This is a genomic window from Actinomadura sp. 9N215, assembly GCF_044326345.1.
In the GTDB taxonomy this organism is placed as follows: Bacteria; Actinomycetota; Actinomycetes; order Streptosporangiales; family Streptosporangiaceae; genus Spirillospora.
In genome coordinates, this window is sequence record NZ_JBIRBA010000020.1 from 59,140 (window position 1) to 74,354 (window position 15,215).

The 15,215-nt window shown below is 71.4% G+C and carries 19 protein-coding genes; 7 read left to right on the forward strand and 12 right to left on the reverse strand.

Annotation, left to right across the window (positions count from 1 at the left end; translation table 11 throughout):
• The first annotated feature begins 153 nt into the window (after positions 1 to 153).
• Positions 154 to 450, forward strand: coding sequence for a DUF4193 domain-containing protein (locus tag ACH34T_RS29120; RefSeq protein ID WP_067893074.1), 297 nt, complete (start codon positions 154 to 156; stop codon positions 448 to 450).
• A gap of 17 nt (positions 451 to 467) precedes the next feature.
• Entirely contained in the window at positions 468 to 1,271 is an 804-nt protein-coding gene (locus tag ACH34T_RS29125) for a hypothetical protein (RefSeq protein ID WP_396024124.1), read from the forward strand.
• Positions 1,272 to 1,274: 3 nt separating this feature from the next.
• On the opposite strand, the gene ACH34T_RS29130 is transcribed toward ACH34T_RS29125, so the two are convergent.
• Positions 1,275 to 1,562 carry a DUF4235 domain-containing protein gene (locus tag ACH34T_RS29130; RefSeq protein ID WP_396024125.1) on the reverse strand — a complete coding sequence of 96 codons (288 nt, stop codon included), beginning with the start codon at positions 1,560 to 1,562 and terminating at the stop codon, positions 1,275 to 1,277.
• 125 nt (positions 1,563 to 1,687) lie between these two features.
• On the opposite strand from ACH34T_RS29130, the gene valS reads away from it, so the two are divergent.
• Complete coding sequence (gene valS / locus ACH34T_RS29135; RefSeq protein WP_396024126.1) at positions 1,688 to 4,213, forward strand: valine--tRNA ligase; 2,526 nt, start codon at positions 1,688 to 1,690, stop codon at positions 4,211 to 4,213.
• Positions 4,214 to 4,290: 77 nt separating this feature from the next.
• On the forward strand, positions 4,291 to 5,178 hold the full coding sequence (locus tag ACH34T_RS29140) for a metal-dependent hydrolase (RefSeq protein ID WP_396024127.1): 888 nt from the start codon (positions 4,291 to 4,293) through the stop codon (positions 5,176 to 5,178).
• Positions 5,179 to 5,254: 76 nt separating this feature from the next.
• Here ACH34T_RS29140 and ACH34T_RS29145 read toward each other — a convergent pair whose 3' ends face one another.
• The 9 genes from ACH34T_RS29145 to ACH34T_RS29185 all read right to left on the reverse strand — a co-directional run bounded on the left by ACH34T_RS29145 (position 5,255) and on the right by ACH34T_RS29185 (position 10,351).
• Positions 5,255 to 6,538 (reverse strand): cytochrome P450, encoded by a 1,284-nt coding sequence (locus tag ACH34T_RS29145; RefSeq protein WP_396024128.1) that lies wholly within the window; start codon positions 6,536 to 6,538, stop codon positions 5,255 to 5,257.
• Positions 6,539 to 6,679: 141 nt separating this feature from the next.
• Positions 6,680 to 6,817 (reverse strand): hypothetical protein, encoded by a 138-nt coding sequence (locus tag ACH34T_RS29150; RefSeq protein WP_396024129.1) that lies wholly within the window; start codon positions 6,815 to 6,817, stop codon positions 6,680 to 6,682.
• Between the two features lie 66 nt (positions 6,818 to 6,883).
• The gene (locus ACH34T_RS29155) at positions 6,884 to 7,237 is read right to left on the reverse strand and encodes a hypothetical protein (protein WP_396024130.1); all 354 of its coding nucleotides are present in this window, start codon (positions 7,235 to 7,237) and stop codon (positions 6,884 to 6,886) included.
• 13 nt (positions 7,238 to 7,250) lie between these two features.
• Positions 7,251 to 7,805 (reverse strand): hypothetical protein, encoded by a 555-nt coding sequence (locus tag ACH34T_RS29160; protein ID WP_396024131.1) that lies wholly within the window; start codon positions 7,803 to 7,805, stop codon positions 7,251 to 7,253.
• Positions 7,806 to 7,823: 18 nt separating this feature from the next.
• Complete coding sequence (locus ACH34T_RS29165; RefSeq protein ID WP_396024132.1) at positions 7,824 to 7,991, reverse strand: hypothetical protein; 168 nt, start codon at positions 7,989 to 7,991, stop codon at positions 7,824 to 7,826.
• Positions 7,979 to 8,530, reverse strand: a complete 552-nt coding sequence (locus ACH34T_RS29170) for a hypothetical protein (RefSeq protein ID WP_396024133.1) — start codon at positions 8,528 to 8,530, stop codon at positions 7,979 to 7,981. Before ACH34T_RS29170 ends, ACH34T_RS29165 begins: the two co-directional genes overlap by 13 nt.
• A gap of 68 nt (positions 8,531 to 8,598) precedes the next feature.
• On the reverse strand, positions 8,599 to 9,129 hold the full coding sequence (locus ACH34T_RS29175) for a hypothetical protein (RefSeq protein ID WP_396024134.1): 531 nt from the start codon (positions 9,127 to 9,129) through the stop codon (positions 8,599 to 8,601).
• Positions 9,126 to 9,653: a MauE/DoxX family redox-associated membrane protein gene (locus ACH34T_RS29180; protein WP_396024135.1), complete on the reverse strand. Its 528-nt coding sequence runs from the start codon at positions 9,651 to 9,653 to the stop codon at positions 9,126 to 9,128. Before ACH34T_RS29180 ends, ACH34T_RS29175 begins: the two co-directional genes overlap by 4 nt.
• Positions 9,650 to 10,351, reverse strand: coding sequence for a hypothetical protein (locus ACH34T_RS29185; RefSeq protein ID WP_396024136.1), 702 nt, complete (start codon positions 10,349 to 10,351; stop codon positions 9,650 to 9,652). Before ACH34T_RS29185 ends, ACH34T_RS29180 begins: the two co-directional genes overlap by 4 nt.
• A 229-nt stretch (positions 10,352 to 10,580) precedes the next feature.
• On the opposite strand from ACH34T_RS29185, the gene dut reads away from it, so the two are divergent.
• The gene (dut, locus tag ACH34T_RS29190) at positions 10,581 to 11,096 is read left to right on the forward strand and encodes a dUTP diphosphatase (RefSeq protein WP_396024137.1); all 516 of its coding nucleotides are present in this window, start codon (positions 10,581 to 10,583) and stop codon (positions 11,094 to 11,096) included.
• 3 nt (positions 11,097 to 11,099) lie between these two features.
• A complete protein-coding gene (locus tag ACH34T_RS29195; protein ID WP_396024138.1) occupies positions 11,100 to 11,939 on the forward strand; it encodes a DUF3710 domain-containing protein in 840 nt (279 codons plus the stop codon).
• A gap of 233 nt (positions 11,940 to 12,172) precedes the next feature.
• Here ACH34T_RS29195 and ACH34T_RS29200 read toward each other — a convergent pair whose 3' ends face one another.
• Positions 12,173 to 12,874, reverse strand: coding sequence for a PIG-L deacetylase family protein (locus tag ACH34T_RS29200; RefSeq protein ID WP_396024139.1), 702 nt, complete (start codon positions 12,872 to 12,874; stop codon positions 12,173 to 12,175).
• A 20-nt stretch (positions 12,875 to 12,894) separates the two neighbouring features.
• Positions 12,895 to 14,175 (reverse strand): ArsB/NhaD family transporter, encoded by a 1,281-nt coding sequence (locus tag ACH34T_RS29205; protein ID WP_396024140.1) that lies wholly within the window; start codon positions 14,173 to 14,175, stop codon positions 12,895 to 12,897.
• A 240-nt stretch (positions 14,176 to 14,415) separates the two neighbouring features.
• Between ACH34T_RS29205 and ACH34T_RS29210 the strand changes: the two genes are divergently transcribed.
• Positions 14,416 to 15,213, forward strand: a complete 798-nt coding sequence (locus tag ACH34T_RS29210; protein WP_396024141.1) for an ABC transporter ATP-binding protein — start codon at positions 14,416 to 14,418, stop codon at positions 15,211 to 15,213.
• The last annotated feature ends 2 nt before the right edge of the window (positions 15,214 to 15,215 follow it).

Here is a 15,215-nt window from a genome sequence, read left to right on the forward strand (position 1 = left end):
CGGGTGTCACTCGTGGGGACGGTCGCGCCTTGTGTGTCGCAGGTCACCAACCGTGACAGAATTTCCCGCCCGGATCGGGCACAAGAACGGTCCCCCGAGCGTTAGTTCCGCGCGACGGGGCGCATAAAGCACTGAGGGGGATGGAGATAGAAGATGGCGACCGACTACGACAGCCCACGCAAGACAGACGACGACCTCAGCGAGGACAGCCTCCAGGAGCTCCAGGCCCGGCGGGCCGACAAGGCCGCCAGCATCATCGACGAGGACCTGGACGCCGGCGAGGTCGCCGAGCTGCCCGGCGCCGACCTGTCGAACGAGGAACTCACCTTCCGGGTGGTCCCGCGGCAGGCCGACGAGTTCACCTGCACGCGCTGCTTCCTGGTGCACCACCGCAGCCAGCTGGCCACCGAGAAGAACGGCCAGCCCATCTGCCGCGAGTGCGCCGCCTGACCGGGAGTGGCCGCAGGGTGCCGGGAGAGATCGAACGTCAGGAGGACATGGAGCCGTCCCGCCGGAACGGTTCCGCCGAACTCGGTGAGCTGGTCGGACGGCTCACCGCCGAAGAGAGCATGGACCGCGAGACCCGTGGCCGCCTGCTCGGACGACTGGCCGCACTGCTCGGCCAGAACGCCCGCAGAGCAGGCGCCGCGGGCATCGCGCGCGGCCGGTGGCTCGGCGACCTGCTCGTCGAGGCCGCCCCGCACATCCCGATCCGCGACCTGGAGACGCTGCAGGCCCACCACCACGGGCTGATGGGCGAGGAACTCGCCGACCGGATCGTCAAGGTGGCCGGGAACGGCACCACCGCCGTCGGCGCCGCCGGCGGCGCGCTCGCCGCCGTGGAGTTCGCCGCCCCGCCGCTGCTGCTGACCGCCCCCGCTCAGCTGGCGGCCGAGACCCTGATCGTCGCGGCCCTCGAGGTCAAGATGATCGCCGAACTGCACGAGGTGTACGGCATCACCGTCCAGGGCACCGGGACCGCCCGCGGCGCGGCGTTCGTCACGTCCTGGGCCCGGCAGCGCGGCATCAACCCCCTGGAGACCGGCTCGCTCACCAGCGCCCTGGGCACGGCGGCCAAGTCGGCCCTGCGCAAACGCATGCTGCGCACCTTCGGCCGCAGCCTGGGCACGATGGGCCCCTTCCTCACCGGCGCCGCCGCGGGCGCCGCCCTCAACCGCTCCGCCACCAGGGCCCTGGCCGCCAAGATCCGCCACGACCTGCGCCAGACGACCGGGGCCCCGCCCCCGCTCCCGCGCGACCACCGGCGCTGAGCACTACACGTCCGCCTTGAGGTGGGACGGGAGCTCGCCGGTGCCCTTGGCCCATTGGCGGGCGGCGGCGCGGGTGGCCAGCAGGCGGGCGAGCTCCATGCCGACGCCCATGACCACGGCCCAGCCGATCGCCTCGGTCAGCGCGACCTCGGGCGACTCGGGGTTCGTCGGCGGCTCCTTCCCGGTGCTCTTCTTCCAGGCCAGCGTGATGGCCTTCTTCGCGACGAAACCGCCCGCGAAGGCCGCGGCGCCGGCCATCACCCGCCAGCCGAGGTCGCCCTTGTCCGCCATGTTCGTCCTCCAGTCGTCCTGTGGGTCCGACGCTACCGGAACCGTCCGCCGGTGATCGTCGGGTCCGCGCCGGCCCGGCGCGGTAATTGGCATGCGGTCCGGGGCGAGGTCAATACGATTGCTCCATGACAGAGCAGCCGCGTACCCCGAGCGTCCCTCCCAAGCCCTCCCTGGACGGCCTGGAGGACAAGTGGGTACGCGCCTGGGAGGACGAGGGCGTCTACCGCTTCGACCGCACGCGTCCGCGCGGCGAGGTCTTCTCGATCGACACCCCGCCGCCCACCGTGAGCGGTTCCCTCCACGTCGGCCACGTCTTCTCCTACACCCACACCGACACCGTCGCGCGGTATCACCGCATGCGCGGTCGGGCGGTCTTCTACCCCATGGGCTGGGACGATAACGGCCTGCCCACGGAGCGGCGCGTCCAGAACCACTTCGGTGTGCGGTGCGATCCGTCCCTTCCGTACGATCCGGACTTCGAGCCTCCGGCCAAGCCCGATCCGAAGCGGCAGCTGCCCGTCTCGCGGCGCAATTTCATCGAGCTGTGCGAGCGGCTCACCGCGGTGGACGAGAAGGCGTTCGAGGAGATGTGGCGCCGCGTCGGCCTGTCGGTCGACTGGAGCCATCTCTACACCACCATCGGGGACGTGTCGCGGACGGCGTCCCAGCGCGCCTTCCTCCGCAACCTCGCGAGGGGCGAGGCCTACCTGTCGGAGGCGCCGACGCTGTGGGACGTCACGTTCCGCACGGCCGTCGCCCAGGCCGAGCTGGAAGACCGCGAGCAGCCCGGCGCCTTCTACCGGATCCGGTTCCACGGCGACGAGCGGCCCGTCTACATCGAGACGACGCGGCCCGAGCTGCTGCCCGCGTGCGTCGCGCTGGTCGCGCATCCGGACGACGACAGGTACCGGGAGCTGTTCGGGACGACCGTCCGCACGCCGCTGTTCGGCGTCGAGGTCCCGGTCGTCGCGCACCGGCTGGCGGAGCCGGACAAGGGGTCCGGCATCGCGATGATCTGCACGTTCGGCGACGTCACGGACGTCACCTGGTGGCGCGAGCTGAACCTGCCCACCCGCGCGGTCATCGGCTGGGACGGGCGGCTCGCCGCCGACCCGCCGGACGGCGTCCCCGCGCACCCGTACGGCGAGCTGGCCGGGAAGACGGTCTTCTCCGCCAAGGAGCGGGTCGCCGAGCTGCTGCGCGAGTCCGGCGACCTGGACGGCGAGCCCCGCAAGATCACCCGTCCGGTGAAGTTCTACGAGAAGGGCAGCAAGCCGCTGGAGATCGTCACGACGCGGCAGTGGTACATCCGCAACGGCGGGCGCGACGAGGGCGTCCGCGCGGAGCTCCTCGCGCGCGGACGCGAGCTGGAATGGCACCCCGGCTACATGCGGGCCCGGTACGAGAACTGGGTCGAGGGGCTCAACGGCGACTGGCTGATCTCGCGGCAGCGGTTCTTCGGCGTGCCGATCCCGGTCTGGTATCCGCTGGACGGGGAGGGCGAGCCGCGTTACGACTCGCCGATCGTCCCGGCGGAGGACGCGCTGCCCGTCGACCCGTCGTCCGACGCCCCGCCCGGGTTCGGCGAGGGGCGGCGCGGCGAGCCGGGCGGCTTCATCGGCGATCCCGACGTCATGGACACCTGGGCGACGTCGTCGCTGACCCCGCAGATCGCGGGCGGCTGGGAGCGCGACGCCGACCTGTTCGGCCGGGTGTTCCCGTACGACCTGCGGCCGCAGGCGCACGACATCATCCGGACGTGGCTGTTCTCCACGGTCGTCCGCGCGCATCTGGAGCACGGCTCGCTGCCGTGGAAGGGCACGGCGCTGTCTGGCTGGATCCTCGACCCGGACCGCAAGAAGATGTCGAAGTCGAAGGGGAACGTGGTCACGCCGATCGACCTGCTGCGCGAGTACGGGTCCGACGCCGTCCGGTACTGGGCGGCGGGCGGGCGTCCGGGGACCGACACCGCGTTCGACACCGGGCAGATCAAGGTCGGGCGGCGCCTCGCGATCAAGATCCTCAACGCGTCCAAGTTCGTGCTGGGGCTGGGGGAGGTGCGCGCGGACGCGGCGGTGACGGAGCCGCTCGACCGGGCGATGCTGGCGGCGCTGTCCGGGGTCGTCCGGGAGGCGACGGACGCGTTCGAGGGCTACGACTACGCGCGCGCTCTGAAGCGGACGGAGCGATTCTTCTGGGAGTTCTGCGACGACTACCTGGAGCTGGTCAAGGCGCGCGCCTACGGCGACGGGCCGGAGGGCCAGTCCGCGCGGGCCGCGTTGCGGACGGCGCTGTCGGTTCTGCTGCGGCTGTTCGCGCCCGTCCTGCCGTTCGTGACCGAGGAGGTGTGGTCGTGGTGGCGGCAGGGGTCGGTGCACGCGGCGTCCTGGCCGTCGACGGCGGAGCTGCCTCCGGGCGGTGATCCGGCCGTGCTGGCGGCGACGGGGGAGGCGCTCCGGCAGGTCCGCAAGGCCAAGTCGGAGGCGAAGGCGTCGATGCGCGCCGACGTGACCAGCGCGGTCGTGCGGGGCGCCGAGGTGACGCGGATCGCGCGTCCGGATCTGGCCGCGGCCGGGCGCATCGCCGACCTGACGCTGGAGGACGCCCCCGCCGACCTGACCGTCGACGTCGTCCTCGCCCCTGTGACCTGAGCGACTCCGCTCCGCCCTTGACGCGGTCCCGCCGCGTTCCCAATATTGGATTTCAAGTCCAATTGAGTGGAGGGGTGATGGGCGAGATCGACGAGCGGCATCCCGCCATCACCCCGCGGCGCGTCAGGTTCGACTGGACGGACACGCCCCTGCACTGGATCCCGGACGAGCCCGTCGCCACGCACTTCATCAACGTCCTGCACCTGCTCCTGCCCGCGGGCGAGCGCTGGTTCGTGCACGTCTACAAGCAGACGCTCCCCCTCGTGGAGGACGACCCGCGCCTCCACAGGGAGGTCAAGGGGTTCATGGGCCAGGAGGCCGTGCACGCCTACTCCCACCAGGGCGTTCTCGACCGGCAGATGCTCGCGCGGGGCCTCGACCCGCGTCCCCTCACCGACCGGATCGAGTGGATGTTCAGGCGGCTGCTCGGCGACCGGTGCCCGCTGCCGCTCGTGCCCAGGCGGCGGTGGCTGCACGTCCGGATCGGGATCATCGCCGGAATCGAGCACTACACCGCCGCCCTCGGCCAGTGGATCCTGGACGCCCGCGCACTCGACGACGCCGAAGCCGACCCGACGATGCTGGACCTGCTGCGCTGGCACGGCGCCGAGGAGGTCGAGCACCGCTCCGTCGCGTTCGACGTCTACGAGCACGTGGCCGGACGCTACTGGACGCGCTTCATCGCATTCTTCCTTGGCGTCCTTGCCATCCCGCTCATGGTGTACGCAGGCGCCGTGTATCTGTGCCGGGCAGATCCCACGCTGAAGGGCGTCCGTCCCCGGATCCGTGATTACCGGCGGGCTGTGCGGCGCGGGCTGTTCCCCAGTAACCGGTTCATGATGTCCGCGGCCCGCTCATATCTGCGGCGCGATTATCACCCGTCCCGCGAATGCTCCACGCAGCGCGCCCTCGACTACCTGGCCGTGTCGCCCGCCGCCCGGACCGCCGGGCACAAGGCCCCCTGACCGCGATGGGCCTGGACGCCGTCAGCCGCGCCACGGCGTCCGGGCCCGTCGCTCCGAACGCGTCGCGCGTCGCCGCTCAGAACGTGCAGGGCAGGTGTTTGATGCCGTTGATGAAATTGGAGTAGAGCATCTTGGGTTCGCCGCTCGCCCGGATGTCCGGGACGCGCGTGAACAGTTCTCGGAACATCACCGTGATCTCCTGCCGGGCCAGGTTGGCGCCCAAGCAGAAATGCGGGCCCGGACCGCCGAATCCCACATGCGGGTTGGGGGAGCGGGTGATGTCGAAGGTGTCCGGGCCGGTGAACACGTCGGCGTCGCGGTTGGCGGAATTGTAGAACAGCAGGACCTTGTCGCCCGTCCTGTACCGGTTGCCGTTCATCTCGTGGTCGCGGGTCACCGTCCGGCGGAACTGGATGACCGGCGTCGCCATCCGGACGATCTCCTCCACCGCGCCGGGCGCGTGGGCGTCGAAGTCCTCCATGAGCAGGGCGCGCTGCTCCGGGTTGTCGGTGAACAGCTTCAGGCCGTGCGAAATGGCGTTCCGCGTGGTCTCGTTCCCTGCGACGACGAGCAGGATGAAGAACGACCCGATCTCCTGGTCGGTCAGCGACTCGCCGTCGACGTTCGCGGTCACGAGCCGCGACACCAGGTCGTCGCCCGGGTACCGGCGGCGGCGCCGCGCCAGCTTCATCGCCAGGTGGTTCAGCTCGTACCCGGCCGTCATCGCCTGCAGCAGTCCGTACAGGACGCCGATCCGGGTGATGTCGCCGCGGTAGAGGTCCTTGCCGCCGGTGTACTCGGGGTCGCCGAGGCCCAGGATGATGTTCGTCCGCTGGAACACCATGGGACGCAGCCGTCCGGGAATGCCCATCATGTCGCAGATGACCTCCAGGGGCAGCCGGGCCGCGACGTCGGTGACGAAGTCGGCCGAGCCCTTGCCGCGCAGGTCGTCCACGATCCGCGTCGCGGTCGTCTGGAGGTCGGCGTCCAGCTTGGCGAGGACGCGGGGCGTGAACGCCCGCGACACGATCCGGCGGATCTTGGCGTGCCGCGGGTCGTCCATGTTGATCATCGAGCCGAAGTAGCGGGCCATGTACCGGGGCAGGTCGGCAATGCTGGTGGAGGACGGCTCGCTGCTGAAGACTTCAGGCGTCCGGCTGGCCTCCACCACGTCGGCGTGCCTGGTCAGCGCGTAGTAGCCCCGCCCGGTCCTGATGAACGGCATCTTCAGCTCGCGGAAGAACGCGGGCCGGTCCCGCTCGCGGAGCCGCGCGAACGCCTCAAGGCGCCGGTCCGGGGGCAGGGACCAGAAGTTCAGATCCGACAGGTCGATCTCGCCGGTGTCCCGCACTGTCGTCACCGCGCACCGTCCTCCGGGTTCAGAATGCCATTCGGTTTCTATGGAACCGAGACGCCCGCACATCCGTCAAGAGCCCGCCACGACCCGCCGGTGCCGCTGCATGCGGTGTGGGGTCAGTGCCGACGGTCCGGCAGTGCTGGCTCAGACCTTGACGACCATCGCCTGTTCGCCGCAAAGGGCCGGCCAGTTCATCAGGGTCGGATCCTGCAGAACCGCCTTTGACAATCCTTCACAGTCGAGAACCAGCGTCCCGTGCGGATTGGCAAGCGAAAGCGTCACGCGACCCGCCCGCGCTGCTTCGCGCGAGCCTCGGCGAAGACGGCACGATTGGCTTCCACCTGAGCCTCATCGACCGGACCGTTGACGGCCTCGGCGGCCGCTATCAAATTCGTCGAGCCTGTCACGTTCGAGTTGGCGAGCGACGGCGGCCGTGACGTACGCCGAAAGGCCCGCGTCACCGCTGCGGACGCGTGCCTCCTCTGCGATGTCCTCGGGCATCGTCACGGAGTACTTGCGGGTGCGCTCGCTCATGGCGTCCACGATGCCACCAAGCGGGCCGTCGAAGAGGGCGAGCTTCGCGGCCACGGCGGCCGGGTCGACCGGGCCGTTCTCGGCTTCGCAGGCGGCGATCAGCTCGTCCAAGTGCCGCCGCTCTAGGGCGCGGCCGCCGGGGGTGCGGTCTTGGTCGTTGTGCTGCATGAATCACAGAGTGTCACAAGGCAAGGAGGATCAGGGCCGAGAGGAGGGCCAGGGCTGTGGCGGCTTTGATCGGAGGCATGCGGGTGGTCAGGGTGGTGGTTCGGTCGTCGTCGCGGGAGAGGTAGGTGAGGGTGGCGCTCAGGGCGCGGCCCAGGCCGAAAGCGGTGCCGGTCGTGAGGGCGGTGATGAGGGGCTCGTGGCTGAGGAGGAGGGCCAGGGACAGGACGTAAGGGGCGCTCGACGAGACATAGGTGCGGACGCCCGTGCCCAGCTCGAAACCGAATTGGAGGGTTCCTCGGCGCAGGTTCGTCTGGAGGACTTCCTGCGGGATCTGGCGGGCGTTCTGCGGGAGAGGGAGAGCGAAGAGGCCGAATTCGCGGGCCGTTCCGAGGGCTGCGACTCCCAGGATCGCGGACGTGCGGACGGACGGCGGCAGTGGCGCGGAGAGGCCCGAGAGCAGCCAGATCACCGCGGCGGTGAAGGCGCCGCCGAGCAGCAGCCCGGCGGTGAAGACGGCCAGGATCTCGCCCTGCCGTACGGGAGCCCGCCAACCTGGCGAGAACAGCACGGATTCGCTGTTGCGCGTTCAAACGCTGCCGGAAAGGGAGAACCCGGCGAGGACGCCGATCGACGCCCAGCACAGGACGGCGGCGTTCAGGGCGGCGGCCGACAGCGCGAGGAGCGTGACGGCCGCGACGGGGAGGAGCGGGTCGGTCAGGCCGCGCCGCACCCGCCCGGCCGTCAGTTCTTGCACGCCGTCGCCGTGCGGCAGATCGTCTTGTACCAGTTGCCCTTCTTCGATTTCTTCCAGCCGTCGTGGCAGCGCCAGGTGATGCCCTTCTTGCAATTGCCGCAGGCCTTGGAGTACGCCCAGAGCCATCCGTCGTAGCCGCCGCCGTGGCACTGGCTCGGACGCAGTTTGTACCGTCCAGGGTCCGACACCCCGGATTTGTGGAAGCCCTTGTATTTCCCGCTCGTCCGGCAGCACGAGCCGCACACGAGGCTCGGGCCGCAGCCGGGGGAGCACTCGTGGCCGGACGCGTACGACGGGCACCGCGGATAGATGTCGTAGTAGCCGACCAGCTGGAACCCGGACGCCAGCGCCTCCCGCGCGGGCGGGAAGACGCCGAGTGCCTTCAGCCCGGCGGTGGCTCCGGCGGCGGCGAGGCCGGTGAGGATGCTGCGCCGCGCCGGTCTGAACGTCGGCGCGTCCGGCGGGACGCGGCGGCGGACGCGCGGGGCGCCGTCGGGTCGCGGCCCGCGCAGCGGCGGGACGTCCTCCAACTCGATCATCGTGCTCTGCCCTTCCAGGGCGCGATCCCCAGCACCCCGAAGGCCTGAGGGTTCTCGCTCGGCTGCGGTCATCGGGCCTCCTCCAAGGTCAGTGTGCGGAGGGCGTCGGGTGAGCCCACGGGTTCGGCGGCCCGCACCCGGCCGTCCGCGCCGACGAGCACGGCGAACGGGGTGGCGGGGACGCGGTAGGCGGCGAACAGGCCGTCCTGCTCGCCGGTCAGCACGGTCTCACTGGTCAGCACGGTCTCACTGGTCAGCACGGTCTCGCGGTCCAGCACGGTCTCGGCGGTTGGCACGGTCGCCTCGGGCGCGTCGTCCGGCGGCGGGCCCGCGAAGATCGCGTGGAAGGGGCGGCCCAGGCCGGAGGCGGCGGCGAGCACGTCGGCGCAGACGCCGCAGTCGCGGTCGAGGAAGAGCAGCAGGCCCGGTCCGAGTCGGTCGAAGGACGGCGCAGGCGCGCCGGGCGCGGGGCCGAGTCCGGTCGGGCGGGACGGGCCCTGGCCGAGCGCGTGGACCTGCCGGACGAGTCCGGCGACCACCAGGGCGAGCAGCAGGATCGCCACCCACGACAGCAGCAGCGCGCTGTTCTGGAAGCTCATCCGGCCGGCCTCCTTTCGATCATGGCGGACGGGAGCGTCCAGAGGATCACCGCGAACCCCAGTCCGGCTGTGACGACGATGAACGACTCGTAGGCGGTGGAGCCGGCGGGAGGCCCGTGCAGGGCGCCGGTCAGCGCGAGTGCCGACAGGGCGGCGGCCCGTCCGGCGACCCACCCGGTCATCGGTGTGCCGCCGCCCGCGCAGCCGCAGGGCGCGTTCTGCCGCGTGCGTGACACGTACGTCCCGTAGGCCGCGTACAGGGCGAGCAGGACGGCCGCCGCTCCGAAGGCCGCGCGCATGGGCCCGTCCAGCCGGAGCAGGAGCGCAGCCGCGCCGCCGACACCGGTCACCGCCTCCGCGACGACCACGGCCGCCGCCACCGGACCGGCGAGCGCGCGCGGGAGCGTGCCGTGCGCGCGCAGCGCCGAGGCGAGCAGGCCGGGACGCCGCACATGCCCGAACAGCGACACCACCAGGACGAGCGGGACCGCGACCGCCGCGACGCCCGCCACCAGCGCGGTCACGGGACCGCCTCGACCGCCAGGCCCGCGAGCCGCCGCGGGACGTCCCGCGCCCGGTCCGCCTCGGGCAGGACGGTCACCAGCAGCGACTTCAGGGCCAGCAGGAAATAGGGGCCCTGGCCGTCCACGGTGTCCTGGAACAGCTCGCCGCCGGCGACGGGCGCGCCGCGCCACGACGGGAGCCGCCGCCGCGTCTGCCGGTTCAGCGGCGTGATCTCCAGGAGCCCGAGGCCGGGGACCTCCTTGACCAGCTCGGCGGGCTCGGGCCGCCGGGCCCTGCCGCGCGGGACGGCGATCACCCCGTCGCCGTGCTCGGTCAGCCGCACCGTGTCGAAGAACGCGACCGCGTCCGCCGGGCGCGCGTGGTAGAGGTGCGTGAACACCGCGTGGCGGCGTCCCTCCCACACGGCCGCGAGGACGGTCTCGCTCAGCCCCGTGCCCGTGTCGCGGGCCGCCGCGGCCCGGCCGACCCGCAGCCGCCCGTCCTGGACGCGGAACTCCTCGTCGAAACGGGCGACGCCGATGTCCTCGGCCCAGGCGAGCGCGTCCGCCCGGGTGCCGCCGGAGATCTCGTGGAGCCGTCCGCCGTCGGCGATCCGCGCCACCGACGTGCAGGGACGGCCGAGGTCGTGCGGACCGGCGAGCCGCACCCTGACCCCGTCCAATGAACGGTGGACGACTTCCCGCCCGGATGTGCCCATGACGCCCCCTTCCTGCGGGACGCAATGCCCGCAGAAACACCGCGGGTAACAGAAGTGACGCTACGCGTCATTCCACGCTTTGCGGAGGAAACTTCCGGAAGTGGTCACAGCCGGGAACGGGTAAGGTCAACTGCCGGACTCGCGCGGCGGCGGCGTTTCAGCGCCGGACCGGCACCGCGCCCTCGGTAGGGTCGTGAGGTTTCCCGGCAGGTGAGCGTGAGGTGAACGCGTGAGCAAGGTCGATGTGCTGATCCGGCGGCTGGACCCCGGACTGCCCCTGCCGCAGTACGCCCACGCCGGCGACGCGGGCGCCGATCTGGTCGCGGCCGAGGACGTCGAGCTGCCCCCCGGAGAACGCGCCGTGGTGCCGACCGGGATGGCGATCGCGCTGCCCGACGGCTACGCGGCTTTCGTTCACCCGAGGTCCGGTTTGGGCGCTAGGTTGGGGGTGACCATAGTCAACGCACCCGGTACGGTCGACGCCGGCTATCGGGGTGAGATCAAGGTGACCCTGCTGAACACCGACCTCCGCGCCACCGTCCGACTGCGGCGCGGAGACCGCATCGCGCAGCTGGTCGTGCAGCGGGTGGAGCAGGCGGTGTTCCACGAGGTCGCCGAGCTCCCCGGATCGGCGCGCGGAACCGACGGCTTCGGCTCCACCGGCGGATTCGGTCCTGCGCCCGAGGGGCGAGGGCCCGCGGGCGCGGATAATGCAGGCAATGAGCACAGTCGAGAAGGAGCGTGAGTCGTGGCTTTTGGACGTCGCCGGCAGGCCGAGGAGCCCGAGAAGGGTCCCGAGGTGACCGATGAGCCGGTGGAGGACGCCGAGGACGCCGCCGAGGACGCGGCCGAAGAGGCTCCCGCCAAGGCGGAGCCGGCAGAGGGCGGCCCCTGGGACTCCGAGGACTCCTTCCCCGAGCTGCAGCGGCTCGATTTCGGGTCCATCCAGGTGCCGGTCGCCCAGGGCCTCGGCTTCCAGGTGAACTTCGAGGCCACGCAGGTGGACGAGGAGGGCAACCCGCTCGACGGGCGCCCCGTCGCCGTGCTGGTGCAGTACGAGGAGAGCGCCATGCAGCTGCAGGCGTTCGCGGCGCCGAAGCGCAGCGGCATCTGGGAAGACGTCCGCCGTGAGACCGCCAAGGACATCCGCGAGGAGGCGCAGGGCCAGACCCAGGAGGGCGACGGCCCGTTCGGCCCCGAGCTGCTGGCGATGGTCCCCCAGGCGCTGACCGAGGAGGTCCTCGCGGAGATGCCGGAGGAGTTCCGCGAGCAGATCCCGGCCGAGTTCGTCGAGCAGGGCTGGGCGCCGCAGATCATCCGTTTCCTCGGTGTGGACGGCCCCCGTTGGTTCCTGCAGGCGGTGGTGCAGGGCGCGGCGATCGAGAACGAGGAGCAGTGGCAGGTTCTGGAGGACGTGCTGCGCGGTGTCGTCGTCGTCCGCGGCGACGCCCCGATGCCCCCGCGCGAGCTGCTTGAGCTGCAGATCCCGAAGGAGTTCAGCGAGGCCGGCGACGAGGAGGAAGAGGAGGAGGCCGTGGAGACCTTCGACCCCTTCGAGCGCGGCCCGGAGATCACCGAGGTCCGCTGACCGCGCCCGTCGCGCCGCACGCCTTTTCGGACGTGCGGCCGGCGGGTTTTCGCTGGGTCGTGCGCGGCGAATCCCTTGCGCTGGACGCCGCCCGGGTGGTCAATCGGGACATGTCGAAGAAGACACGCAAACGTCGGGCCCGTAAACGCAGCAAGTCCAACAAGGGCAAGCGGCCCAACGCCCGCCGCTAGCCGCGCCAGTCCGGGCCCGGCCCGGCCCGGCCCGGCCCGGGCTTACGACTCGATCATCTCGAACGTCAGCGCGTGCTCGACGCCGACGGCGCGTCCCACGGTCTCGGCGTTGCCCGTGAGGAAACCCGCCGCGTCGAACTCGGCGCCCAGGTTCGAGAAGTACACGTGGTGCGCGAGCAGCGAGTCGATTCCGGCCTGCAAGTGGCCGGTGATGTCCACGTAGTGCGTGTCCTGCGGTGATCCGCCGAACAGCGCGAACCGGACGCCCTGCCACGGGTCGAGGCCGAGGTCGCGGAACACCCACCGGTTGGCCGCGTCCCTGACCGCGTCCGCGGCGGCGAGCCCGAGGACGCGGTGGTCGGCCATGTTGAACCCGCCGCCGGGGAACGACTCGCGGAAGTTCAGCGACAGCACCACCTCGGGCCGGTGCCGCCGGATCGCCGCGGCGATCGCCCGCCGCAGCGGGAGCCCGTACTCCAGCACGCCGTCCTGGAAGTCGAGGAACTCCACGGTCTCCACGCCGACGATCCGCGCCGCCTCGATCTGCTCGGCGCTGCGGATCCGGGCGACCTCGTCCGGGTCCATCGAGTCGATCCCGGCCTCTCCGCGGGTCGCGATCACCTCCGTCACCGTCTTGCCCTGGCCCGTCCACTTCGCGACCGCGGCCGTCGTCCCGTACTCCAGGTCGTCGGGGTGCGCGACGATCGCCAGCGCGCGCTCCCAGTCCTCAGGTACCTCGTCCATCCCTCCATCCTCTCCCACGGCTACAGGTAGCGGAGCCAGAGATAGGGCGTGGCGAGCGCGACCGTGACGAACGTGACGACCAGGCCGTAGCGGGTGAACTGCCAGAAGCTGATGGGCGTGCCGTTGCGGGCGGCGATGCCGAGCACGACGACGTTGGCGCTGGCGCCGATGGCGGTGGCGTTGCCGCCGAGGTCGGCGCCGAGGGCGAGCGCCCACCACAGCACGTCGCCCTCGTCGCCAGGGTGCTGCTGGACGAGGTCCGCCACGATCGGGCTCATCGTCGCGACGTACGGGATGTTGTCCACGATCGCCGACAGGGCGGCGGACGCCCACAGCAGCAGCATCGCGGCGCCGCCGAGATTGCCGTCCGTGGCGTCGGCGGCGGCCTCGGAGACGTCGCCGATGACCCCGGTCTCGACGAGGCCGCCGACCATCACGAACAGCCCGGCGAAGAACACCAGCGTGGGCCATTCGACCTCGCGGAGGGCGTCCTCGGTGGTCACCCTGGTGGCGGCGACGAGCAGCCCGGCGCCGAGGAGCGCGACGACGGACGGCTCGTAGTCCAGGACGGGATGCAGCACGAACGCGGCGACGACGATGGCGAGGACGGTGAGCCCCTGCGCGAGGAGGCCGCGGTCGGTGATCGCCTCCCGTTCCTCCAGCTCCATCACCTCGGCCGCGAGGTCCGGGTCGTAGTGGAACGCCGAGCGGAACAGCCAGCGGCACAGCAGGCAGAACACCGCCATCAACACGACGACCAGCGGCGCGAGATGGACGAGGAAGTCGTTGAACGCCAGGTCGCCGCGGCTCGCGATGATGATGTTGGGCGGGTCGCCGACCAGCGTGGCGGTGCCGCCGATGTTGGACGCCATGACCTCGGCGATCAGGTACGGCTGCGCCTGCAGTCCGAGCCGCTCGCAGACGAGGAACGTGACGGGCGCGATCAGCAGGACGGTGGTGACGTTGTCCAGCAGCGCGGACGCCCCCGCCGTGAGGACGACCAGCATCACCATCAGCCGGTACGGACGCCCCCGCGCGCGCTTGGCGGCCCAGATCGCCACGTACTCGAACACGCCGGTCTGCCGCAGCACCGACACGATGACCATCATCCCGAGCAGCAGGAACACGACGTTCCAGTCGATCCCGGACTCTTCCGAGAAGAACGCGCCTTCCGCGTCGGTGATGTGCAGGAGCAGCATCAGGCCCGCGCCGCCGAGGGCCACGGCCGTCCGGTGCACCCTCTCCGAGGCGATCAGGACGTAGGCGCAGACGAAGATGACGATCGCGGCGATGGCCGGCACGGAGTCTCCTGATCGGCAGACGGCTGACGGGACCTGCCGACCAGACTTCCCGGCGCACCGCAGGCGACTCTAACCCGACGCGCCGGACCCCGGCGAAGGCGGGGGCGGCGCGGACCCGGGGAATGGTGGGGTTTTGCCTACCCCGATCGGCGTGCTGGACCCATCCTCGGCGGCCGTCGCCGTCCGTAATTTCGTTCCTGCAGGCGCACCACGAAGGAGCGCCGGGCTGGAGGGAAGACAATGATCGGACGCAAGGGGCCGGACCCGGCGGGACAGGTGCCGGGTGAGGCGCTCCGCCTGGACGGAGTGCGCAAGGTGTACGGCGCGGTAGGCAATCAGGTCGTCGCGCTGGACGGCGTGTCCCTGTCGCTGCCCGCCGGGTCGTTCACCGCGGTGATGGGCCCGTCCGGGTCGGGCAAGAGCACGCTGCTGCAGTGCGCGGCGGGTCTCGACCGTCCCACCGAGGGACGCGTGTTCGTGGACGGCGCCGAGCTGTCCGGCGACGGCGAGGCCGCGCTGACGAAGTTCAGGCGGGAGCGGATCGGGTTCGTGTTCCAGCAGTTCAACCTGCTGCCGACGCTGACCGTCCTGCAGAACGTGGTGCTGCCGCTGAAGCTGGCGGGCCGGAAGGTCGACCGGCGGGAGGCGCGGGGCGTGCTTGAGCGCGTCGGGCTGGGCGAGCGGCTCGGGCACCTGCCGTCGGAGCTGTCCGGCGGGCAGCAGCAGCGGGTGGCGATCGCGCGGGCGCTGGTCACGCGGCCGCGGGTGGTGTTCGCGGACGAGCCGACCGGCGCGCTCGACACGCGCAGCGCCCGCGACGTGCTGGGCCTGCTGCAGGAGTCCGTGCACATGTCCGGGCAGACGGTCGTGATGGTGACCCACGACCCGGTCGCCGCGTCCTATGCGAACGCGGTGCTGTACCTGGCGGACGGCCGGATCGTCGGCCACCAGACCGCGCCGACCGCCGAGGCCGTCGCGGAGCGGATGACGCACCTGGCCGAAGAGGTCGAGCGTCAGCGGACGATGGCGGGGGCGTGACG

Excerpts from the sequence above, each read along its gene's own strand:
- ACH34T_RS29200 (WP_396024139.1), bottom strand. The coding sequence starts at position 12,874 with ATGGACGAGGTACCTGAGGACTGGGAGCGCGCGCTGGCGATCGTCGCG.
- ACH34T_RS29155 (WP_396024130.1), bottom strand. The coding sequence starts at position 7,237 with ATGCAGCACAACGACCAAGACCGCACCCCCGGCGGCCGCGCCCTAGAG.
- ACH34T_RS29210 (WP_396024141.1), top strand. The coding sequence starts at position 14,416 with ATGATCGGACGCAAGGGGCCGGACCCGGCGGGACAGGTGCCGGGTGAG.
- ACH34T_RS29175 (WP_396024134.1), bottom strand. The coding sequence starts at position 9,129 with ATGAGCTTCCAGAACAGCGCGCTGCTGCTGTCGTGGGTGGCGATCCTG.
- ACH34T_RS29120 (WP_067893074.1), top strand. The coding sequence starts at position 154 with ATGGCGACCGACTACGACAGCCCACGCAAGACAGACGACGACCTCAGC.
- ACH34T_RS29130 (WP_396024125.1), bottom strand. The coding sequence starts at position 1,562 with ATGGCGGACAAGGGCGACCTCGGCTGGCGGGTGATGGCCGGCGCCGCG.
- ACH34T_RS29170 (WP_396024133.1), bottom strand. The coding sequence starts at position 8,530 with ATGATCGAGTTGGAGGACGTCCCGCCGCTGCGCGGGCCGCGACCCGAC.
- ACH34T_RS29185 (WP_396024136.1), bottom strand. The coding sequence starts at position 10,351 with ATGGGCACATCCGGGCGGGAAGTCGTCCACCGTTCATTGGACGGGGTC.
- ACH34T_RS29140 (WP_396024127.1), top strand. The coding sequence starts at position 4,291 with ATGGGCGAGATCGACGAGCGGCATCCCGCCATCACCCCGCGGCGCGTC.
- valS (WP_396024126.1), top strand. The coding sequence starts at position 1,688 with ATGACAGAGCAGCCGCGTACCCCGAGCGTCCCTCCCAAGCCCTCCCTG.